Source organism: Fusobacterium sp. JB019 (genome assembly GCA_030673965.1).
Lineage (GTDB): Bacteria > Fusobacteriota > Fusobacteriia > Fusobacteriales > Fusobacteriaceae > Fusobacterium_B.
Genome location: JAUTCN010000003.1, coordinates 38878 through 63284 on the forward strand (window position 1 = coordinate 38878; position 24407 = coordinate 63284).

Below are 24407 nucleotides of genomic sequence, written 5' to 3' on the forward strand. Positions count from 1 at the left end.
GTCTCCTTAATTTATATTATTCGTTTACTTCTGCTGTTATTTTTTCTATTAAAGAATATTTTAATTCTCTCAAATCTTTAGATAAGTTAACCTTATATTTATGTGGAAATTCTAATCTTTTTCTTTCATTAGAAATTTTTTTTAATTTATTTAAATAATATTTTTGAGATTTTAAAACATCATCTAAAATACTATATTCATCTGTAAATTTTCCATTCATTACATAAGCTTTTGTTAATTTTTCATAAGAATATTGTCCTTTATGAAGAATACTATATTTTAATTCATTAGTTTCATCCTGAGTTCTGAATTCTTCCTTTGATAATATTTTTTCCTTATCAACATCTCCGTTTACTAAAGTTATAACATCAGCGTAAGCTATACCCTTCTTATCATAAATTCTATAAACTTCTTTAAATCCTGGATTTGATATTTTTATTGTATCTTCAGATAATTTCATAACTGGTTGATTTTCTATTTCAACTATTTTATAAACTCCTCCAAAACAGGGATTTGATTTACTTACTGCTATAGCATCCCCTACACCAAATATATCTCCACAAGCTTTTTGTTCTTTTAATGATTTTATTAAATCTTCATTAAGTCCATTTGTTAAAAATATTTTAGCTTTTTTCAAGCCTGCCTTATCTAATTCTATTCTACATTTTTTAGAAAGATAAGCTAAATCTCCTGAATCTATTCTTACTCCATAAACTCCTGGATAATTATCATCTATTCCATTATCTTTAAAAGATTGAATAGCATTTTTTATACCTATTTTTAAAGTATTATACGTATCGATAAGTAAAATTAATGCATTAGCTTTTCTCTCTCTTCTATATTTTATAAACATATCAAAAGCTTCTTTTTCAGATTTTTTTCCAACACCAAAAGTTTGAATATATGAATGTGCCATAGTTCCAACACTGGGAACACCATATTTATACTCTGCTACTAAATTTGAATGAGATGTACATCCTCCAATAATTGATGCTTTTGTTCCTGATACTGCACTATCAAATCCATGAGCTCTTCTACTTCCAAAAGAAGAAACTTCTAAAGGATAAGCTGCTCTAGTTACTCTTGATGCCTTTGTTGCAATCGCCATTTGCATATTCATTATATTTAATAAAGGAGTTTCTAATATCTTTGCTTGAACTAATGGAGCTTTTATACTTATTACTGGTTCATTTGCATAAACTATTTCCCCTTCTCTCATAGCATATAAATCTCCTGTAAATTTTAATTTAGATAAATAATCTAATAATTTAGGTTCATGAATTATTTCTTGAAAATATTTTCTTTTTTCATCCTCACTTGTCTCATTTAATATTTTTATTAAATCTACAACTTCTTTAACCCCTGAAACAACTGCAAAACCATTATCCTCAGTCTTTCTAAAAAACATATCAAATACAGCTTCTCTTTCTTGACTATTTTCCATTATAAAAATATCACTTTCTGTATATTGATATCTATCTGAGTTAATAACTCTTGCAAAATCTGTTAATACTCTGTTCGCCTCCATACTCCTATACCCCTCATTTTTTTTAATATTTGCATATAATTATAACACTTTATTTAAAAAAATCCAATATTTTATCTTGATACATCTCTTCTCTAAAGTCTTTCCATATAGGATATTCTTCCCTCATTTTCTTTACTTCATTTAAATCTATAGTTTTATATAGCAATTCTTCTTTGTCTTCAGAAGCATTAATGACAACCTCTCCAAAAGGATTGATTACTTTAGTATCTCCACATATCACACTTCCTTTAGGAGTTTTCCCAACTGTATTTATTCCTGCAACAAAATATAAATTTGTTGCTGCTCCTGAAATTAAACTATTATGCCAACGATGTTGTATCCATTTACTCCAAACAGCTGTACAAATAACTAATTCCGCTCCTTTTAAAGACAAAATCCTAAACAACTCAGGAAATTCAATATCATAACAATTTAATAATCCTATATTTCCTAAACTTGTCTTATAAACTGAAACTTCATCCCCTTGAGTAAATGTTTTCTTTTCAAGGTCCCAACAATAATATTTATTATAACTTCCTAATCTTTCCCCTTTGTTATTTATAAATATCATTGAATTAAATAATTTATCACAAATATTCTTCTTCTTTTCCACATAACCCATAATTATGAAAATATTATATTTTATTGCTGCTTTTTTTAATTCTACATATAATTTTTCATCATTATATTCAGCTAACTCATGAAATATTTTTCTTTTGTTAAAGTATCCTGAATAATAAAGTTCTGGAAATATTACTATATCAGCTTTTTCTTTGCTAGCTTTTTTTATAATTTCTAAAGCTTTTTCTAAATTTTTTTCCTTGTCACCATGAAAAGATTCTACTTGTGCCATAGCTAATTTTATTTTTTTCATAATCACTTCTCCTATTTTTCTGGAGTATCTATAACCAAAGTAACAGGCCCATCATTTATTAAAGAAACTTTCATATCTGCTCCAAATTCTCCTGTGGCAACTTTATTTAATTGGAATGATTTGAATTTTTCTATAAATTCTTCATATAATGGTACCGCTATATCTGGTCTAGCTGCATTTATAAAACTAGGTCTCTTACCTTTTAAGCAATTTCCATATAAAGTAAACTGAGAAACAATTAAAACTTCTCCCTTTATATTATCTAAACCTAAATTCATTTTTCCTTCTTCATCTTCAAAAACTCTTAAACCTTTTATTTTATTAGATAACCATTCTACTTCTTTGGAAGTATCTTCATGAGTTACTCCTAAAAGAATTAAAAATCCTTTACCTATTTTTCCAACTGACTTTCCTTCTATTTTAACTTCTGCTTCACTTACTCTTTGAACAACAGCTCTCATTTCAATCTCCTTTTTTTATATTTTACTAAATTATATCATAATTATAAAAAAAGAAAGTCCTTTTTTAGACTTTCTTTCTTTCTTTATAAAATTTATAGAGCAATATGTTTTTCATTATTTTTCAACACAAAGAACTTTTCCATCTTTAACAATAACCTCATCATCAAAAGTTATTGTAGGATTATATTGAACCATATCTATATGAACTGTTGATCTTGCAGGTTGTCCATAATAAAATCCATTTCCCATAGCTATATGACAAGTACCATAAGCTTTCTTTTCTTCTTCAAAATCTCCGTTAAATAAACAAGCTCTATTTAACCCTATACCTATCTCAGCTATATTATCACTGTCTTTAACTTCCGCTATTTGTCTACGTATTTCTTTACATATTTTAGGATCTCCTCCTACTACTTCAACAATACGACCTCCTTCTATTTTCAATTCAACTGGAATAGTTGGACATCCATAATAGCAAATTGGACCATCTATAACTAAAGTTCCATGAGTGCTTCCTATTACCGGACCTAAAGAAACTTCTCCATCTGACCAAGCCATTGCATCTCCTGGATTTCTAGCTATACCACACTCTATAATTGGCTCCATATCATTCATTTCCATATATAAATCTGTTCCTGCTGGAGTTGTTATATGAGCTTTTTTCTTTCCTCTCCATACTGCTTGTAAAGTTTCTCCATCTTTATATACTTCTTCATAATCTGCTAATGCTCCTCCACGTGTGAAGTTATCTATATGACGTAAACAAATTGAACATTCTCTTAATGTCTTTTTATTTACAAGTTCCTTTAATTTGTTATTATAAATAGCTGCTCCTGAAGCTGTTGTCATTCCTATAAATACATCACAAGCTTCCATACCTAATTCTAAAGTTTTAGGAAATATAGTCGCCTTATCTTTTCCTCTTATTGGCATCATAGTTATATTGTATTCTGCTCCACATTTTAAAGCTGCCCCTGCAAGTGCATTTGCCATTCTCATATCTGTTTCTGGATCGATAACTATCAATACTTCTTCTCCTGGTTTTACAGCCATTAAGTTTCCTAATAAGTAATCTGCTCTCTCAATACATTCTATTATTCTATTATCTTCCATTCTCCTACTCTCCTTTTAACTTTTATTTATTAATATCTTTTTTCTATAACGTAATAATACTCTAAAGAAAAATTTCTTTCAATTGTTATACTAAAATCCGTATAACATATAATTTTTTTTTATATGTTTGTTAAAATATGCTATGATTAATATATAATAACTAAAACATCCTAATTAGAAGGTAGGTAGCAATATGCTTAACGACATGAAATATATTTATACTATTTATAAAGAAAAAAGCTTTTCAAAAGCAGCTAAAAAATTATATATATCTCAGCCTGCTTTAAGTTCACTTGTTAAAAAAACTGAAAAAAAAATAGGCGTTCAAATATTTGATAGAAATACTATTCCTTTAACTATAACAGAAGAAGGAAAATATTACGTTGAATATATTGAAAAAATATTAAATATGGAAAATGATTTAATTCGACACTTTAAAGATATTGGAGATTTAAAATCTGGAAATTTAGTTATTGGAGGCTCTTCTTTTTTTTGTGCCTTCACACTTCCTAAATTAATTGAAAAGTTTTCCCAAAAATATCCTAATGTTCACATTGAAACTATTGAAGGAAATATCAAGGAACTAACTGCAGGAATCGATAATGGTTCTATTGATTTAATTATCGAAACTGCTATTTCAGAAAAAGATAAAAATCTTAATGTTTATAAATATTCAACTGAAGAAATTTTACTCGGAATCCCTTTACAATGGAAAATAAATGAAAAATTAAAAAATTACCAATTAACTTTTGAAGATATAAAAAATAATAAGCATCTACAAGAAAATTTTCCTGAAGTCTCTTTAAAACATTTTAAAAAATTTCCATTTATTACTATGAAAAAAGGAAATGACCAATATAGCAGAGGCCTAAAAATGTGCCGAAAAGAAGGATTTATTCCTAAATCAATATTCCAAATAGATCAGATTCTTACTGGATATCATATTGCTATTTCTAATAAAAATGTAGCTCTTTTCATTAGAGATACTTTAATAAAATCTGCTTATAAAAATAATGACTCTTTAATTTATTATAAAGTAGGAGGAGATTTAGCTAAAAGATCAATTTATATAGCTAACAAAAAAAATAGATATATTTCTAAAGCTATGAAAGAATTTTTGAAAATAGCTAATATAAATATTTAGCACGCAAATCTTAAACCTAATTTTTTATAATAAAAGTTTTTAATAAAAATATAAGATATAAAAAATAATTATATCTTATATTTTTTTTGATATAACTTTTGCCATTTATCTTTCGATATAGTAATATTTTGTTATCGATGCAATCGTTATGATTTCAAACGAAACACTCGCAAGAAATTCAAGGAGGTAGGAAAATGTCACCATTAAGTAACAAAAATCAAAAAATGCCGCTACACATTAAAATCTTTATCGGATTATTTGCTGGAATTATTATAGGCTATATTTTAAATTTTATGGGTGGATTAAACAACCCTATGATAAAAAATTATATAATTCCATTTTTATCTTTTTTAGGAAGCTTTTTCTTAAAATCAATTAAAATGGTTATAGTTCCTTTGGTTTTCTTTTCTGTAACAGATGCTGCTCTTTCTTTAGGAGATATAAAAAAACTTAGAAGTATTGGAATAAAAACTGTTTTATTCTTTCTAGGAGGTTCTGCTTTATCTGCTTCAATAGGACTAATCGTTGCTAATATTATAAAACCTGGAAAAGGAATTATTTTAGGACATGTCTCTAAAGAAGTTGCTGCTAAAAAACTTCCTGGCATCTACCAAACTATTCTAGATTTATTACCTAATAATCCATTTGCATCTTTAACAAATGGAGATATGATGCCTGTTATTGTTTTCTCTCTTCTTTTAGGTTTTTCGATTATTTTAATGGGAGAAAAAGGAGAACCTCTAGCTAAAATAATTAGTAATTTATCTGAGGCTATGTTTAATATAATTAATATGATTGTTAAACTTACCCCTTATGGAGTTTTTGGTTTAATGTCTGTTGCTATGGCAAAATATGGAACTGCTATATTTGGACCTGTTTTAAAATTTATTGTAACTGATTATATATCTGCAATCGTTATGATTACTGTAGTATATACATTAATGTTGATTTTCATTGCTAAAGTTAATCCTTTAAAATTTTGGAAAAAAGCTATAGAACCTTTCATTGTAGCTTTTAGTACTTGTGCCTCTTCTGCTGCTCTTCCAGTTTCAATGGATACTGCTCCTAAACTTGGAGTTTCTAAAGAAATTTCAAATTTTGTATTACCCCTTGGAGCTACTGCAAATATGAATGGAACTTGTTATTACTTTGGTGTAATTGTTATTTTTGCAAGTCAATTATATGGAATTGATTTATCTATTCAACAACAAATTATGCTAGTTATTCAAGCTACCTTCCTAAGTGTTGGATGTGCTGCAACTCCTCAAATTGGACTTGTTATTTCCATTACTCTATTAACACAAATGGGATTACCTCTAGAAGCTACCGCTTTAGTTGCAGGTATTTATAGAATTATCGATCAAGCTCATACTGCTACAAATTCTTCTGGAGATTTAGTAACTACAGTATGTATATCTGCTTTAGAAGGAGATTTAAATAGAGAAATTTTAAATGATCCTAAAGCAGGAAAAGAAAATTTAGTTTCAGCTTAAATAATATTAAAAAATTAATTTACTAAAAAGAGATTATTTAAATAGTCTCTTTTTTTTTATATTAAAAAATGGTATTCTTAGAGTAGATGTTTATTTAATTTTTTATTTAAATAAAAGGAGTTACTATGAAATTGAATTCAAATTATAACTTAGAGTTTAGAAAAAGAAAAGAACATATTTACAGATTAGCTTTATTTATAGGAGAATTATTTTTAAAAAATGGAGCAGAAACTTATCTAGTTGAAACTTTATGCCGAGATTTATGTAAATCTAAAGGTTTTAAATACATTAGTTTATTTGTAACTCCTACTGTTATCATAATCGGAGATGATAGAGATGATGGAATAACATTTATGAAAACTATCAAAGATAGAACTATTAATCTTCATAAATGCTCACTTTTAAATAATTTAACCCTAAAACTAATAACTCAAGAAAAAATAGATATCAATAAAACTATTAATTTATTAAAAAAAATAGAAAAAAAAGAAACTTATTCTTTTTTTACTAAGTCAATTGCAGCTGGTCTAGGTTCTGCTACTTTTACTTTTTTATTCAAAACAACCTATTTAGAATTTTTATTTACTTTTATAATTGTCCTTATTTCTCTTTATATTTTTAAAAAAATAGTTGAATTTTCTATGACCTCTATGCTTGGAATTATTATTTCTACTTTTTTCATTGGTATTTCAGCTCAATTTTTAAATTTTTTAAGATTAGCACCGAACAGCAACTTTATAATCGTTGGTGGAATCATTCCTTTTTTACCTGGTATAGCAATTACAAAAAGTGTTTCTGATTTAGTTTCTGGAGATTTATTATCTGGTAATGCTCGAGCTACTGAAGCTTTCTTAACTGCTCTCTCAATTGGAATTGGTATAGGAGGAGCTATGAAAATTTGGATTAAATTGGGAGGTTATCTATAATGGAAAATATAACTATCTTTCAACATTTTGTTATCCTTGGCATTACTTCTTTATGCTTTGGAATTTTTCTTTCTATTCCAAAAATAGACTTAATTATAGGTGGTATTATCGGAGGATTTAGTTGGGCTTTATACATTTTTTTAATGAGAATAAGCGGTGAAGTTATATTACCTTATTTTATAAGTACCCTAAGTATAGGAATTTTAGGAAATATAAGTTCTAAAACAACTAAAAGACCTACCTTTTTATATATGCTACCTGGTATTATTCCTTTAGTTCCTGGATATTCTTTATATTACACTATGTTTTATATTGTTACTGAAAATTATCCTCTTGCCTTACATAAAGGAATCGAAACTTTATTTATTGCATTCTCTATTTCTAGTGGCTTAATAGTTTCTGAATCATTAAAAAAAATAGTAAATAATATTTTAAAAAATTTAAAAAAATAAGGTATAATTTTATTAATTGATAACAAGGGAGGGAAAAATATTATGAACATCAATGAAGTAAAAAAAAATGCTCGAGAAAAAATGAAAGGTTTTTGCAATGTATGTAAGGAATGTAACGGTGTTTGGTGCGCTGGAAAAGTTCCTGGTATGGGTGGTTGTGGAACTGGAGATTCTTTCAAAAGAAATTACAACAAATTAAAAAGAATTAGATTAATTTTAAAAACTATACATTCAGCAAAAAATCCTAATTTAGAAACATATCTTTGGGGAGAAAAATTATCCTTTCCTGGAATTGTAGCACCTATCACAGGAGCTAGCTATAATTTTGGAAATGCTACAACGGAAGAAGAATATGCAAACTCTGTAGTTGGTGGAGCTATCAAAGCTGGAACTATTGCAATGATTGGAGATGGGGGAGATCCTTCCTATCTTGAATTAGGGTTAAATGCTATCCAAAAAGTTGGCGGAAAAGGAATTGCAATTATTAAACCAAGAAGTAACGAAGAAATAATAAAAAGAATTAAATTAGCTGAAGAAGCTGGAGCTATTGCTGTTGGAATCGATATAGATGGTGCTGGACTTTTAACCATGGCTTTATATAATCAACCAGTTGGCCCAAAATCTTTCAAAGATTTAAATACTTTAGTAAATTCAACTAAACTTCCTTTCATAGTTAAAGGTATCTTAAGTGTTGAAGAGGCTAAATTTTGTCAAAAAGCTGGAGTTGATACCATTGTAGTATCTAATCACGGGGGAAGAATATTAGATGACACCCTCGCTCCTTGTGAAGTTTTAAATGAAATTGTAAAGGAAGTAGGATATAAAATAAATGTCCTAGTTGACGGAGCTGCAAGAAATGGAGGAGATATTTTAAAATATCTTGCTCTTGGAGCAAAAGGAGTTTTAATAGGTAGACCTATTATTTGGGGAGCTGTTGGGGATGGAGAAGAAGGAGTTAAAATTATTTTAGAAAATTTCAAAAATGAGCTTTTTAAAAATATGATTTTAACTGGTTGTGAAGAGGCCTCAAATGTTTCTTCTAGAATAATTCATGAATTTATATTAGAATAATTAATAAAGGCAGATATTAACTGCCTTTATTTTTATTAAAAGATGAAACTAATAATACTGCAGATATAATAAACATTATTCCTATAATATCTGCTTTCACAAATATAGTTCCCAACCATAAAAATGCAAACAATGAAGCTGATACTGGTTCAACACTTGCAATCATACTTGCTTTTGAAGCTCCAATTTCTAAAACTCCTTGCAAATATAATACAAAAGCTCCTATGGTACCTACTAAAACAATCCCAATAATAGCTAAATAAGCATTAATATCTAATGTTATATTTATATTTTCTGGCATAAATCCTTTTAAAATAACCCCATCAAATACCATTCCATACCCAGCTACTACCTTAGCTCCATATTTTTTCATTAAATCTCCAGGTAATACTGAATATAAAAATAATCCTATTGCTGATAAAATCCCATAAAATAAAGCTCTTGGAGAAAGAGCCAAGCTACCAAAATCTCCTCTTGTGGCAAGCATTAATGTTCCTAAAACTACAAATAAAAGAGCCATAAATTCACACTTAGTTGGACTTCTTCTATCATTAAAACATACATAAATCATAATCATAACTGGCCCTATATATTGAAGTACTGTAGCTGTCCCTGCATTTGAATAAGATATGGTTAACAAATAAAATAGTTGTGCAGGTAAAAGTCCTAATATTGCAAATAAAATCAACCTAAACAAATCTTTTCTATTCTTTAAAATATTCATACTTTTTTCTTTTTCATAAAAAAAATTAAACATCATTAAAATTATTCCTGCTGACATCATCCTAATTGTTGTAAGCCAATAAGCATCCATATTATAGTTTTCAAATAAATATTGACCACAAGCACCTGAAAATCCCCATCCACAAGCACCTATTATTGTAATAATAACTCCTCTAAAACCTGGTTTCATTTACTCCTCCATTATAATTTTCTTTACTGGAATTATAACATTTTATATTATAAAAATGAAACTATATTTATAAATAAAAAAACAGAACCAAACATTATAACTCTTTGGTTCTGCTAGTTTTATTTCACCTGATTAAATATTTTTTTTGCAGCTAATAATCTCTCTTCTGATAATGGCTTTGTTCCTAGTAAAGGATAACTCATTTTTAGTTCTTCATATTTAAAAACTCCTAAAGTATGATATGGCAATAACTCTATTTTTTTTATATTCTCAAAATTTTCTAAATATTTAGCAAGCCTTCTAAGTAATTCATCATCATCTGTTATCCCTGGAACAATTACATGTCTTATCCATACATCTTTTTTTATTTCTTTTAAATAATTTAAAAAGTCTAAAGTCTTTTTTAATTCTACTCCTGTTAATTCTTTGTAAATTTTTTCATCAATAGATTTTATATCTAAAAGAATTAAATCTGTATACTTTAAAATCTCCTTTATTTTATCATTAAAAATATATCCTGATGTATCTAAAGTTGTATGAATATTATTTTCCTTACAAATTTTAAAAAGTTCCAAAACAAAATCACTTTGTAATAAAGGTTCACCTCCACTTACGGTTAATCCCCCTTCTTTTCCAAAAAAACTTTTATACTTAACTAACTCTTTAAATACTTCTCTAGGGCTAACTAATTTATTTTTTCCTTTAATATCCCAAGTATCTGGATTATGACAAAACTTGCATCTCAAAGGACAACCTTGTAAAAAAACAACATACCTTATTCCTGGGCCATCTACAGTTCCAAAACTTTCATAGGAATGAACATTTCCTAATATAGCCATAATTTATCTCCTACTTTTATATTCTAGTGTTTATTGTTCTTGATAAAACATCAAGTTGTTGTTCTCTTGTTAATTTATTAAAATTAACTGCGTATCCTGAAACTCTTATTGTAAGTTGAGGATATTTTTCCGGATGCTCCATAGCATCTTCTAATAATTCTCTATTAAATACATTCACATTTAAATGATGTCCCCCTTCTGGAGTGAAATATCCATCTAACAATCCTACTAAATTATTAATTCTTCCTTCTTCTTCTTTTCCTAAAGCTCCTGGTGCTACTGCAAATGTATATGAAATACCATCTTCTGAATTATGGAAAGGTAATTTAGCTACTGATAATAATGAGGCTAAGGCTCCATTAGTATCTCTCCCATTCATTGGATTTGCTCCTGGTGCAAATGGTGTTCCTGCTTTTCTACCATCCGGTGTATTACCTGTCTTCTTTCCATAAACTACATTAGATGTTATTGTTAACATTGATTGAGTTGGTTTTGAGTTTCTGTAAGTTTCATGACTTCTTAAATGATTCATAAATTTCTCCATAACCATTATTGCCAATTGGTCACTTTCATCATTATTATTTCCATAAGGAATATAGTCTCCTTCTCTTTCAAATCCAATAATTAATCCTGTCTCATCTCTTATTACTTTTACTTTACAATCTCTGATAGCTGCTAGTGAATCTGCAACAATAGATAATCCTGCTATTCCTGTTGCTTGAGTTCTTTCAATGTTTAAATCATGAAGACCCATTGCAAAAGCTTCATAAGCATATTTATCATGCATATAATGAATTATTTTTAAAGCATTAACATACACTCCTGATAACCATTCCATAACTCTATCGAATCTCATCATAACATCATCAAAGTCTAAATAATCTCCTTTAACTGCTTCAAATCTAGGAGACACTTGTTTCCCATTCTTTTCATCCCTTCCACCATTTAATGCGTAAAGTAATGCTTTAGCAAGATTTGCTCTAGCTCCAAAGAATTCCATTCCCTTACCTATTTTCATAGGAGAAACGCAACAAGCTATTCCATAATCATCACCAAATTCAGGCCTCATCAAATCATCATTTTCATATTGAATTGCTGAAGTTTTTATAGAAACCTCTGCACAAAATTTCTTCCAATTTTCAGGTAATTTTTCTGCCCATAAAACTGTTAAATTAGGTTCTGGAGCTGGTCCTAAATTATATAATGTATTTAAATATCTAAATGAATTTTTTGTTACTAGAGTTCTTCCATCTGATCCCATTCCACCAATAGATTCTGTTACCCAAGTTGGATCTCCAGAGAATAATTCATTATATTCAGGAGCTCTTAAAAATCTAATAATTCTTAATTTAATTATAAATTGATCTATCAATTCTTGAGCTTCTTCTTCTGTTATAATTCCATTTTTTAAATCTCTTTCTATATAAATATCTAAGAAAGTTGATGTTCTACCAAGAGATGTAGCTGCCCCATCTTGATCTTTTGTAACTGCTAGATATCCAAAATATACAAATTGAACTGCTTCTTTTGCATTTTTAGCTGGTTTAGTTACATCATAACCATAAGATGCACACATTTTCACAAAATCTTTCATGGCTGTAATTTGATCTGAAATTTCCTCTCTTCTTCTTATAGTTTCATCATCTAATTCTGCTATTTCTAAAACTTTCATCTGAGATTTCTTATCTTCGATTAATCTATCCATTCCATAAAGAGCTACTCTTCTATAATCTCCTATTATTCTTCCTCTTCCATAAGCATCAGGTAAACCTGTTATTATCCCCACGCTTCTACAAGCTTTCATTTCATCTGTATAAACTGAGAAAACTCCTTCATTATGAGATTTTCTATATTTTGTGAAAACTTCTTCTACAAAAGGATCCATTTCATATCCATAAGCTTTTAAAGATTTCTCAACAACTCTAAGTCCACCTTTAGGATATATTCCTCTTTTTAAAGGTTCATCTGTTTGAATTCCTACTATAACTTCAGAATCTTTTTCTATGTATCCTGGTTCATAGGCTGTTATTGATTGAGGTTTTTTAGTTTCTGCGTCATATACTCCAGTTTTACTTTCTTCTTTCAATAATTCTGATAACTTATCCCAAACTTTTTTAGTTTTATCTGAACTATCTTTTAAAAAAGCTGAATCTCCTTCATAAGGATTATAATTGCTTTGAATAAAGCTTCTTACATCTATTTCTCCTTGCCAACGTGCTTTTTTAAAACCTTCCCATGCTTTGTTTGTCATTAACGCCTCCTTAAAATATTATGAATTTTTTATAATAAAAAATCGATCCCCTGGACTCTTATATTTTGCCCAGACGGTCGACTAATCTCAAACTATATTCCTTGTGGTCATTTCCACTTATCCGTCAGTTATATAGCTGTTTATTTCTTTCTACCCTTGCATAGATACTACTATAATTTCTTATCCTTGTCAATAATTTTATAAAAATATTTTTTTCAAATATCTAGCTTCACTATCCTCATCAGAAGTTCCAATTACTTCATTATTCGGCAAAGCTTCTTTAAGTTTTTTGCTAGCATTACCCATAATTAAACCTTTTCCAACAAGTTCTAACATCTCTTTATCATTAAGCCCATCCCCAAAAGCAATCGTCTCTTCTAAAGAAATTCCTTCTCTTCTCAAAATTTCAGAAATAGCTTTTCCTTTTGATACTCCTTTTCCCATAATTTCAAGGCAAATATCTAAAGAAGCTGTAATATTAATGTTTTTAGATATATTCTTATCTTTTTTTAATTTTTCTTCCAACTTATCTAAAACTCTACTATCCCTACATATATATGCAAACTTTGATATATTATCTGTGCTTATTTTTTTTAATTCTACTATATTTGGAGTAAATCCTGATTCTTTATGATACTTATTTACTTCTGGAACATCCATATTTACATACCATTTATCAAAAGTATATACATTTTGCATTATCTCATCTTCTAAATCTAAATTTAAAAAATACTCTGCATAATCTTTAGGTATTGTATCATTTATGATGGGCTTATTCTTATAATCATGAACAACTGATCCATTAGCTGATACTAAAAAAGAATCTGCTCCTAATTGTTTTTTAAAACACATTGCATCTTTATGATGTCTACCTGTAGCAATTATAAATTTAATTCCTTTTTTTATAATTCTACCAATTATTTCTTTACTATAATCTGAAATCTCATGCTTTGAATTTAGTAAAGTTCCATCTAAATCAGAAATTACTGCCTTATACATAACTATCCCCTCACTATTTTCTGTTCTTTTTATTCTTTCTTATTTTATAAATAAACCAAATTATTATCCCTATACTTATTGGCGCCATAACCAAATTAGCAATTATTGCATACTTTATCATTAATAACCACCCCTTTATAATTTTTTACTCCCTCTTAAGTATATCATACATTTACAAAAATATAAAATCTGAAAATTTTATATTGACATATTTTTTTATTTTTGTTATACTTTATGGGTAACAAATTAATGTTGGGATGTCGCCAAGCGGTAAGGCAACGGACTTTGACTCCGTTATGCGTTGGTTCGAATCCAGCCATCCCAGCCATTTATAGAAATTTAAAACCACTAGAATTAGTGGTTTTTTTTTACTTAAATATAAAAAAGAGGAAAAATTATTATTAATTTTTCCTCTTGAAAATTTATCATTAATCATCAATATAATTATCAAAGTATCCTTGAATTAAAACAATAGGAGTTCCTTTATCTCCACTTCCTGTGGTTAAATCACATAAAGATCCAATTAAATCAGTTAATCTTCTAGGTGTTGTTCCTTGAGTTATCATCTTACCTTTTAAATCTTTTTCTTTAGACTTTATGGCTTCCTTGATTGCCTTTTGCAAATCTTCACCTTTTAAATTAGATAAATCATTATCTGCTAAATATTTTAATTTTATTTCATTAGGTTTTCCTTCTAATCCATCTGTATAACCTGGAGATACTACTGGATCAGCAAGTTCCCATATTTTACCTATAGGATCTTTAAAAGCTCCATCTCCAAATATCATAACCTCTATATGCTTTCCTGTTTTTTCTAATAAATCTTTTTGAATTTTATTTACTATTGTTCTGCAATCACGAGGAAATAATTTAACAGTGTAATCAGTAGCCTTGTTTGTTCCTAACAAACCATAATTTTCATTATATCCAGAACCATTTATAGATTTTTTAAGAATATCATCTAATCCATAAACTATCTTAGCTCCTGCTTTTCTTAATAATTTTTTAGTCCTTAACCTAGTATGTATATCACAATTTAAAACATAATCAGTGTATTTTAAAATAGAAATGGGATTGTTAGCAAATATTACTTCAACTTCTGTCCCTTCTTCTTTAATAATTGAAGAATAGTAATCAATATAATTTACTCCTGTAAATATATGAAAAGGTTTCCCAAATTTATTGGTAAATTCTTTTTCTGTAAGGACATCACTCCAAGGATTAACTCCCTTCTCATCTAATAGGTCATAATCAACAAAATGATTCCCTACTTCATCTGAAGGATAACTAAACATTAATACGATTTTTTTAGCTTTTCTCGCTATTCCTTTTAAGCAAACAGAAAATCTATTTCTACTAAGGATTGGAAATATAACACCAATAGTTTTATCTCCATATTTTGCTTCAACATCTTGGGCTATATTATCTATAGATGCATAATTTCCTTGAGCTCTTGCAACAATAGATTCAGTTATAGCAACTATATCCCTATCTTTTAATTGAATATTATCATTTTTTACAGCTTTCATTACAGAATTTACTACAAATTTTGAAATATCATCCCCTTGGTGAATAATAGGGGCTCTCAACCCTCTTGAAATAGTTCCTACTAATCTTCCCATTCTACTACACTCCTTTTAAATTCTAAGCTTCGATTAAATTAAGTTCAGCCATTTCTTTAAAAATCACGTCTATTTTTTTTAGTTGAGACAATCTATTCATTTTTATTTCTTCATTTTTATCATTAACCATTACACTATCAAAATATTCATTGATAATTTCTTCTCCACTTAAAACTACTTCTAAATATCCTCTGTAATCTTTATTCGCTAATTTAGTTTCTAAAGAAATTGCCAACCCATTTACAAAGTTATATAATTCATTTTCAACTTTTTCTTTGAATAATTCTTCTTTAACTTCTTTATCTTTATGAGATTTAACAATATTTCCTACTCTTTTTATTATAGAAATTATATTTTTAAATTTAGAATCTTTCATTTCTTCAGTTATAACTTTGATTCTTTCTTCTGTATCAACTACATTATTCCAAGAGTTTTTAACAACTGCTAATATAACATCTCTTCTATAGCCTAAGTCAGTGAAAACATTTATAACTCTTTGTTTTAAGAAATCTAAAACTTCTTTTTCCAATTCTTTTTGATCTTTCTTTAAAACTCCAGCTTCATCTAAAACTTCAATAGATTTTTCTACTAATTCTTTTAAAGATATATCTAATTTAGAGTTTAAAATAACATTAACTATTGCTAAAGCTGCTCTTCTTAAAGCAAATGGATCTTTCGAACCTGTTACTGCAACTCCTACCCCTAAGCATCCTACTAAAGTATCTAATCTATCACACATTCCTGCAATAATTCCTTCTTTGGTTGTAGGAAGATTATCTCCTTTAAATCTAGGGAAATAATGCTCTTCAATACCCTTTGCAACTGTTTCTTTTTCTCCATTTTTAAGAGCATAATCAGCTCCCATAAATCCTTGAAGTTCTGTAAATTCTTTTTCATTTATCATATTAGAAACAAGATCTGCTTTGCATAAAGCAATTGTTCTTTTTATATTTTCTTTATCTGCTTCATATCCTAATTTTTCAATTAATAAATCAGCTATTTTAGAAACTCTTTCCATTTTAGAATAAATAGTTCCTAAATCTTTTTGATAAACAACTGTTTTTAGTTTTTCAATATTGTTTTCAAATGGTTTTTTTAAATCTTCTTGATAGAAAAATCTTGCATCAGCAAGTCTTGCTGATAAAACTTTTTCATTTCCTAGTTTTACTTTTTCTGAATTTTCAATACCATTTCTTACTACTACAAATTTAGGTAATAATTTTCCATTTTTATCTAAAATCGGGAAATATCTTTGATGAACTTCCATTGAAATAATTAAAACTTCTTGAGGAACTTCTAAAAATTCCTTATTAAATGTTCCAATTATAGGATAAGGATATTCTACTAAATTAGCTACTTCATTTAATAAATTTTGATGAATTAAAACTTGTTCATCCTCACCTGTACAATTTTCTTCTATCATATCTTTAATCATTGATTTTCTTTCATCAATATCAATAATTACATTATTTTCTCTAATTTTAGTGAAATATTCTTCAACACTTGAAACTGTAAATCTATCTCCAAAAAATCTGTGACCTCTTGATTCTAAAGAACTTTTTATTCCTTCTATTTCAAATTCAACTAATTCCTCATCACAAATAGCTAAAAACCATTGGATTGGTCTTGCAAATCTGAAACTCTTATCTGACCATTTCATTGATTTTGGAAATTCTAATTCACATATTAAATCTTTTAATAAATTTGGTAATATTTTTTTTGTTTCAATACCTTTAGAGAATTTTCTTACTGCAATATATTCTCCTTTTTTAGTTTCTACTATTTCTAAATCTTTTGGATCTATCCCTTGAGATTTTGCAAATCCCATTCCTGCTCTTGAAATTTCTCCAGCTTCATCATAAGCAACTCTTTTAGCTGGTCCCATATTTAGAACATCTAAGTCTTCTTGCTTTTCTGCCAATTCTTCAACTTCCACAACCAATCTTCTAGGTGTTCCATAAGTATTTATTTTCTTATATTCTATTCTTTCCGCTTTTAATTTTTTTTCTAAATTTGATTTTAAACTATTTAATGCATTTATTAGAAATCTTGCTGGATTTTCTTCCATTCCTATTTCAAAAAGTAGTCTCATTTTAATTCCTCCAATACAATTAATTTATTTATTTTTCTTCAACAAAGGGTAACCTAATTTTTTTCTGTTTTCCACATAAATTTCTGCACATTTTTTAGCTAAATCTCTAACTCTTAAAATATACGCCATTCTTTCTGTTGTTGAAATAGCCCCTCTTGAATCTAAAACATTAAATGTATGAGAACATTTTAATACAAAATCATACGCTGGTAAAACTAGCCCTTCTTCTAATATTTTCTTTGCTTCAGCTTCATAATCATCGAACCATTTAAAGTAAGAATCTAAATTTGCTAATTCAAAAGAATATTTTGAATTTTCAAATTCATACTGATATCTCATATCCCCATATTTTACATCTTCTGTCCAATCTAAATCATAAACATTTGATTTATCTTGAATATATAAAGCTATTCTTTCTAGTCCATAAGTAATTTCTACAGGAACTATATCAAGTTCTAATCCTCCAACTTGTTGGAAATAAGTAAATTGAGTAATTTCCATTCCATCTAGCCATACTTCCCAACCAAGTCCCCAAGCTCCTAAAGTTGGTGATTCCCAGTCATCTTCTACAAATCTTATATCATGTTCTTCAGGAATTATTCCTAAAAGTCTTAAACTTTCTAAATAAAGCTCTTGAATATTTTCTGGAGATGGTTTCATTATAACTTGAAACTGATGATGTTGATAAACTCTATTTGGATTTTCTCCATATCTTCCATCTTTAGGTCTTCTTGATGGTTCTACATAAGCAGTCTTCCAAGGTTCTGGTCCTAAAGACATTAAGAATGTATTTGGATTAAATGTTCCAGCTCCTGTTTCTATATCATAAGGATTTCCTAAAACACAACCCTTAGATCCCCAATAATCTTGAAGAGTTCTTATTATCTCTTGAAATGTCATTTTCTTGCCTCCATTTTATATTTTTATATTTTAATTATCTTAATTTTTTAAAAATATATCTATTTACTTGATTTGTGTTCTTTTTTTAAAAACATATCTAAAATTATTAAAGCGACTCCTAAATTAATATAAACATCTGCCATATTAAAAACAAAGCTCCAAATCCCACGAAAATCAATCATATCAACTACATATCCTCTGAAAATTCGATCTATCATATTTCCAATAGCCCCACTAATAATTAATAAATAAGATATATTCTCAATTGTTTTATTTGTTTTAAAATTCCTAAAAAAGTACCACAAAAGTAATATGATCGCTACAACAGTAGCTATACTGATTATATCTATCTTCCCTTGAAACACACCAAAAGCTATCCCTCTATTTTGGACATATGTTATATGGAAAAAATTCGATATTACTTCTATTGTGTCACCTAGGAACATACTATTATCAACTAGGAATTTAGTTAGTTGGTCTATTAAGACCAACATAACTATTCCAATCATATATATAAACATACTTTATTCTCCTAAAACTGATGCACATCTAGGACAAAGAGTTGGATGTTCAGGATTTTTACCTATTTCTTTTGAATACTTCCAACATCTTTCACATTTTTCTCCCTCAGCATGAAGAACTTTTACAAATAATTCAATTTCATCATCTTTAGCAAATGTTTCATCTGTTTCATCCACATAATTTAATTCAGAAACAATAAATGCCATTTCTAATAATTCTTGATTTTCTTTTATAAATGTTTTTAAATTCTCGTCTTGAGTTGAAATTAATACTTTTGCATCTAAAGCATTTCCAATTATTCTATCTTTCCCTTGTCTTGCTTTTTCAAGATATTTATTTACTGCTTTTCTTAATTTTATTACATTTTCCCATTTACTTGCTAATTCTTCATTTAAATATTCATCTTTATTTTCAAACCATTTAGTTAAATGAACTGATTCTGAATCCTTATCATGCTCAGGTAATTTAGTCCAAATTTCTTCTGCTGTAAATGAAAGAATTGGAGAAACCATTTTAACTAAACAAACTAAAATTTCATTCATTACTGTTTGAGCTGCTCTTCTACCAACAGAATTTGCATTTTCTGTATATAATCTATCTTTAATTATATCTAAATAGAATGCTGACATATCTATTCCTGCAAAATAATGAACTGCTTGGAATAAATTATAGAATTCATATTTTTCATAATTTTCTGTAACTTGTCTTTTTAATTCTTCTAATTTATGTAATGCCCATTTATCTATTTCATGTAAATCATCATAAGATACTGCATCAACTTTTGGATCAAAATCAGCTGTATTTCCTAAAATATATCTAGCTGTATTTCTTACTCTTCTATAAGCTTCAGCCATTTGTTTTAAGATATTATCTGAAATTTTAACATCATCTCTATAGTCTACTGATGCACACCAAAGTCTTAAAATATCTGCTCCATATATTTTTATTACATCTTCTGGTGCTACTGTGTTTCCTACTGATTTAGACATTTTTCTTCCATCTCCATCATTAACAAATCCATGAGTCAATATTTTCTTAAATGGAGCATCAAAAGTTGATCCTGCTGATGTTAATAATGATGTTTGGAACCATCCTCTATGTTGGTCAGAACCTTCTAAATATAAGTCAGCTGGTCTATGTAATGTTTCTCCTCTTGTTTCAAGAACTGATCTATGAGAAACACCTGAATCAAACCAAACATCCATAATATTTGTTTCTTTAACTATTTCTTTTCCTGTTAAATCATATTTAGCTAGTAATTCTTCACCTATTAATTCTTCAGCTGAATATTTAACCCAAGCTGCTGATCCTTCTTTTTTAACTATTTCAACTACTCTAGCTAATATTTCTTGATTGAATACTACTTCTTCATCAACGTAGAATACAGGAATGTGAACTCCCCATGTTCTTTGTCTAGAAATACACCAGTCAGGTCTTGTTTCTAGCATTGATCCAATTCTGTTTCTTCCCCAAGCTGGTACGAAATCAACTTTATCTAATAAATCTAAAGCTCTTTGTCTTAAGTCAGAATCTCCTTCTGTTTTTACAAACCATTGAGCTGTTGCTCTAACTATTATTGGAGTTTTTGATCTCCAATCATGTGGATATGAATGGACAAATTCATTATAAGATAACATAATTCCTTTTTCTAACAAGTCTTTTGAAATTACTTTATTTGCTTCTTCATAAAATAAACCTGCGTAAGGTCCTGCTTCTTCTGTTAAGATTCCTTTATAGTTAATTGGTGAAAGAATTGGAAGACCAAATCTAACTCCTACAACATAGTCATCTTGTCCATGACCTGGAGCTGTATGTACACAACCAGTACCCGCATCTGCAGTTACATGATCTCCTGTAATTATTGTTCCTATTCTATCTATAAATGGATGCTCATAAGTTAATTTTTCTAAATCGGCACCTTTAAACTCTTTTATTAATTCACAATTTTCAATTCCAATTTCTTTCATTGCTGTTTCTGCCAATTCTTTAGCAAACACAAAATTTCCTTTTTCTGTTTTGTAAACTCCATAATCAAATTCAGGATTTAAACAAATTCCTACATTTGCAGGTAAAGTCCAAGGGGTAGTAGTCCAGATAACTAAATGTGTTTCTTCAGTTAATCCTAATTTATCTAAAACATCTTGACATGCTTTCATTTTCACATAAACTGATGGAGATTTAATATCTTTATATTCAATTTCAGCTTCAGCAAGTGCTGTTTCTGTAACAGGAGACCAATAAATTGGTTTAGATCCTTTGAATATATATCCATTTTTATATAATTCTCCAAATACTTCTAATTGTTTTGCTTCATATTCTGGAGCTAATGTTAAATACGGATTATCCCATTCTCCTAAAACTCCAAGTCTTATAAATCCTTCTTTTTGAATATTTACCCATTTTTTAGCATATTTAGTACATTTTTCTCTAATTTTTAATGGAGACATAGTTTTCATTTTTTCTCCAAGTTCTTCACTTACTTTTAATTCTATTGGAAGACCATGTGTATCCCATCCTGGTATATATGGTGCATTATATCCTGTAAGTCTTTTATATTTTAATATTATATCTTTTAGAACCTTATTTAAAGCATGCCCAATATGGATATTTCCATTTGCATATGGTGGTCCATCGTGTAATATAAAAGATGGTTTATTAAAATCTAATCCCTTCTCATATATATTTTTTTTAGACCAATCTCTAACCATTAATGGTTCTTTATTTGGTAAATTTGCTTTCATCTGAAAGTTTGTTTTTGGCAGGTTTAATGTTTTACCATAATCCTTTTTTTCCATTTAATTCTCCTCCTTGAGTATATTTAAAGTTATTTTAACGGTTGTTCCAATTTGTGGTTTGGAGTAAATTTTAACTACTCCTTTACAATCTTTTATTACTCTTTTTACAAGGGGAAGACCCAAACCTGGAGCATCCTCTTTATAAGTAATAAACGGTTGAAAAACTAAATCTAGTTTTTCCTCAGACATTCCTATTCCATTATCTTTTATGTCTATTTTAAGTTTATTTGAATGTTTATCTCTAATCACTACAATATCAATTTTTTTTATCACTTTATTATTTTCTAAAACTGCGTCATAAGCATTTTTTAATAATTCCATAAATACTCTTCTAAGTCTTTTATCATTTCCTAAAATATCACCTGTGTAACTTATAAATGATGATATCAATACTTTATTATCTTCAGATAATGATGCTTTAAACTCTGATATTACTTCTGGTATCAAATGCTCTATGTTAACTTCTTCTATTTTTTCTCTATCTGATGGGTTAGAGTATTCCATTAAAATTTTATTTATTTGTTTCATTTGTTCTACTCTACCTTCAATTTCTTTAATGTTTTCTGCTATATTATTATAGTCTCTATTTTTCGTATTTTCTAAAATTCTTAACAATTTATTAAGAGCTTCTTCTCTATTATTCAAAAATCTTTCAGCTACTTTACTTATTGTTATATTTCTTTCTAGCTCTATTTTTTCTTCTTCTTCTACTTTACTTCTAAATTTTATAGAAATATTCATTAAAAGTAATTTTAATAATTCAATATCTTCTTCAGATATTTCTTTTTCTTTTATATAATAATCAAAAACCATAACTCCGGTGTAATAGTCTATATTATAAACAGGAAATATTAAAAAATTATTTAATCCTAAACTATTAAACAAATCATTTCCTAAATTATATTTATAACCCTTGCTATTATAATATTTTATTTCTCTATTTTTTAGAGCACTTGATATTATATTCTCACTCGAGAAAGGTATTTTTATAAGTTGAACTATTTCGTCTAATTCTTTAATTTGAAATTTAAATCCACCCTTTTTTTCTTTAAGAATATCATTATTTATTTCTAAAATATGAGAATTTATTTTTGCTTGTTCTCCAATAAGAGCATCTCTTTCTCTACTATATCTAAAGAACATTCCTCTACTAAAACCTAAACCTAATTCTGATATAAAGGCTGTCATTACTTTTTGAACAATCTTAGTTACATCTTCCTCAGTTTGAACCTCTAAAATTAACTGCTCTATTGTATTCATTTTTCTTAAATTCTCTTTTAATTTTTTATTTCTTTGTTTTAATGTTCTTTGATTATCTTCTAATTTTCTAAGCATACGCTTTATTGCTACTGCTAATGTTTTAATCTCTCCATTAGTATTATCTAATCTTATCCTAGTTGAGTAATTTCCTTCACTAATTTTTTCTGCTGATTCTGTAATTCCCTTTAATGGCCATAATAATTTTTGTAACATTTTAGCAAAAATTGTTGTACTTAACATTATCAAAGTAATTACAATTATAGTTATAAATAATCCTATAATAAACTTTGTAGTAAATAATTTTTCCCTTGAAATAGCTACTCCAAAACATCCAACATTATTATCATGATAATCTTTTAAAGATAAAACACCTAAATAATATGGTATCTTTCCTATTTTCTTTTTACTATAATAGTATTTATATCTATTTGCTTTTAAAGTTTCTAGATTTTGTTTACTAATTATTTCTTTGTCTAGACTATCCTTAAAATCTCCTGTTACATAAGAGTCCCCTATAAATGCAAATATTTTATCTGATGACCCCAATTCTATATACTGTTTTATATATTGCAAAACATTTAACTCAAAAGGAATCGAAGCTACTATATATTCTTTTCTCTTAGTCATATTATTTTTATAACTATATATTATTCTTGAATAAGCTTTCTCGCCTTTTTTTATAATATAACTTTCTTTTGCCCCTAATCCTTCTAAACTTTTACTAGTAATATTTATTCCTGTATTAAATACTTCTTTATCTCCAGTAAATCCTAATATTTTTCCTTGGTCATTGAGCATAGCTATTTCTATTTTGTAGTATTTTTGAAAATTTCCTTTAACAAGTTCATTTTTCAAAATATAAGAAAGTATTTTATAACTACTATTATTTTGTCTTAAGCGAATAAAATCATCTTCTCTTGAAATTTTATTAATGTCTTCTCTTACACTAGTTAAATAGTTATTATAAGCTTTTTCAACTATATATATTTTCTCTCGAGACATATCCACTAGCCTTGACTCCATGTCTTCATAAGTTATAAAGGTTGTTATCAAAGCTACTGCTAAAGATGTTATTATTATTGCTATATTATTGTAAAATATTATTTTTACAAGAAGAGAATCTCTATTTATTTTCATAATAATTCCTCTTAA

Annotated in this window: 19 protein-coding genes, 1 tRNA gene and 1 riboswitch; of the genes, 6 read left to right on the plus strand and 14 right to left on the minus strand. The window is 27.8% G+C overall.

Annotation, left to right across the window (positions count from 1 at the left end; genetic code table 11):
• Positions 1-16 precede the first annotated feature (16 nt).
• The 4 genes from Q7K47_03025 to Q7K47_03040 form a co-directional block, all read right to left on the minus strand.
• A complete protein-coding gene (locus Q7K47_03025; GenBank protein MDP0506180.1) occupies positions 17-1528 on the minus strand; it encodes a nicotinate phosphoribosyltransferase in 1512 nt (503 codons plus the stop codon).
• Positions 1529-1577: 49 nt separating this feature from the next.
• Positions 1578-2402 carry a carbon-nitrogen hydrolase family protein gene (locus Q7K47_03030; GenBank protein ID MDP0506181.1) on the minus strand — a complete coding sequence of 275 codons (825 nt, stop codon included), beginning with the start codon at positions 2400-2402 and terminating at the stop codon, positions 1578-1580.
• An 11-nt stretch (positions 2403-2413) separates the two neighbouring features.
• Complete coding sequence (dtd, locus tag Q7K47_03035) at positions 2414-2863, minus strand: D-aminoacyl-tRNA deacylase (protein MDP0506182.1); 450 nt, start codon at positions 2861-2863, stop codon at positions 2414-2416.
• A gap of 114 nt (positions 2864-2977) precedes the next feature.
• Positions 2978-3976 carry an aminopeptidase gene (locus Q7K47_03040; protein ID MDP0506183.1) on the minus strand — a complete coding sequence of 333 codons (999 nt, stop codon included), beginning with the start codon at positions 3974-3976 and terminating at the stop codon, positions 2978-2980.
• Positions 3977-4169: 193 nt separating this feature from the next.
• Between Q7K47_03040 and Q7K47_03045 the strand changes: the two genes are divergently transcribed.
• From Q7K47_03045 to Q7K47_03065, 5 genes are all read left to right on the plus strand, one after another.
• Positions 4170-5120: a LysR family transcriptional regulator gene (locus Q7K47_03045; protein ID MDP0506184.1), complete on the plus strand. Its 951-nt coding sequence runs from the start codon at positions 4170-4172 to the stop codon at positions 5118-5120.
• A 194-nt stretch (positions 5121-5314) separates the two neighbouring features.
• Positions 5315-6613, plus strand: a complete 1299-nt coding sequence (locus Q7K47_03050) for a dicarboxylate/amino acid:cation symporter (protein MDP0506185.1) — start codon at positions 5315-5317, stop codon at positions 6611-6613.
• Positions 6614-6738: 125 nt separating this feature from the next.
• A complete protein-coding gene (locus Q7K47_03055; protein ID MDP0506186.1) occupies positions 6739-7539 on the plus strand; it encodes a threonine/serine exporter family protein in 801 nt (266 codons plus the stop codon).
• Entirely contained in the window at positions 7539-7991 is a 453-nt protein-coding gene (locus tag Q7K47_03060) for a threonine/serine exporter family protein (protein MDP0506187.1), read from the plus strand. Before Q7K47_03055 ends, Q7K47_03060 begins: the two co-directional genes overlap by 1 nt.
• 42 nt (positions 7992-8033) lie before the next feature.
• Complete coding sequence (locus Q7K47_03065; GenBank protein MDP0506188.1) at positions 8034-9062, plus strand: alpha-hydroxy-acid oxidizing protein; 1029 nt, start codon at positions 8034-8036, stop codon at positions 9060-9062.
• Between the two features lie 16 nt (positions 9063-9078).
• On the opposite strand, the gene Q7K47_03070 is transcribed toward Q7K47_03065, so the two are convergent.
• From Q7K47_03070 to Q7K47_03085, 4 genes are all read right to left on the minus strand, one after another.
• Positions 9079-9975 carry a DMT family transporter gene (locus Q7K47_03070; GenBank protein ID MDP0506189.1) on the minus strand — a complete coding sequence of 299 codons (897 nt, stop codon included), beginning with the start codon at positions 9973-9975 and terminating at the stop codon, positions 9079-9081.
• A gap of 119 nt (positions 9976-10094) precedes the next feature.
• Positions 10095-10808, minus strand: coding sequence for a pyruvate formate-lyase-activating protein (gene pflA, locus Q7K47_03075; GenBank protein ID MDP0506190.1), 714 nt, complete (start codon positions 10806-10808; stop codon positions 10095-10097).
• 22 nt (positions 10809-10830) lie between these two features.
• On the minus strand, positions 10831-13065 hold the full coding sequence (gene pflB, locus Q7K47_03080; protein MDP0506191.1) for a formate C-acetyltransferase: 2235 nt from the start codon (positions 13063-13065) through the stop codon (positions 10831-10833).
• A gap of 60 nt (positions 13066-13125) precedes the next feature.
• A riboswitch (ZMP/ZTP riboswitch) is annotated at positions 13126-13207 on the minus strand.
• Positions 13208-13263: 56 nt separating this feature from the next.
• Complete coding sequence (locus Q7K47_03085) at positions 13264-14064, minus strand: Cof-type HAD-IIB family hydrolase (protein ID MDP0506192.1); 801 nt, start codon at positions 14062-14064, stop codon at positions 13264-13266.
• Between the two features lie 253 nt (positions 14065-14317).
• Between Q7K47_03085 and Q7K47_03090 the strand changes: the two genes are divergently transcribed.
• Positions 14318-14392 (plus strand) — tRNA-Gln (locus Q7K47_03090).
• A gap of 100 nt (positions 14393-14492) precedes the next feature.
• Here Q7K47_03090 and Q7K47_03095 read toward each other — a convergent pair.
• Genes Q7K47_03095 through Q7K47_03120 form a run of 6 tightly spaced genes read right to left on the minus strand, consistent with a single transcriptional unit; the run spans position 14493 to position 24392 of the window.
• Complete coding sequence (locus Q7K47_03095; GenBank protein MDP0506193.1) at positions 14493-15686, minus strand: coenzyme F420-0:L-glutamate ligase; 1194 nt, start codon at positions 15684-15686, stop codon at positions 14493-14495.
• 22 nt (positions 15687-15708) lie between these two features.
• Positions 15709-17778 carry a glycine--tRNA ligase subunit beta gene (gene glyS, locus Q7K47_03100; protein ID MDP0506194.1) on the minus strand — a complete coding sequence of 690 codons (2070 nt, stop codon included), beginning with the start codon at positions 17776-17778 and terminating at the stop codon, positions 15709-15711.
• Between the two features lie 24 nt (positions 17779-17802).
• The gene (gene glyQ, locus Q7K47_03105) at positions 17803-18678 is read right to left on the minus strand and encodes a glycine--tRNA ligase subunit alpha (GenBank protein ID MDP0506195.1); all 876 of its coding nucleotides are present in this window, start codon (positions 18676-18678) and stop codon (positions 17803-17805) included.
• Between the two features lie 59 nt (positions 18679-18737).
• Positions 18738-19199 carry a signal peptidase II gene (gene lspA / locus Q7K47_03110; protein MDP0506196.1) on the minus strand — a complete coding sequence of 154 codons (462 nt, stop codon included), beginning with the start codon at positions 19197-19199 and terminating at the stop codon, positions 18738-18740.
• Positions 19200-19202: 3 nt separating this feature from the next.
• The gene (gene ileS / locus Q7K47_03115; protein ID MDP0506197.1) at positions 19203-21995 is read right to left on the minus strand and encodes an isoleucine--tRNA ligase; all 2793 of its coding nucleotides are present in this window, start codon (positions 21993-21995) and stop codon (positions 19203-19205) included.
• Positions 21996-24392, minus strand: a complete 2397-nt coding sequence (locus Q7K47_03120) for an ATP-binding protein (GenBank protein MDP0506198.1) — start codon at positions 24390-24392, stop codon at positions 21996-21998.
• Between the last annotated feature and the right edge of the window lie 15 nt (positions 24393-24407).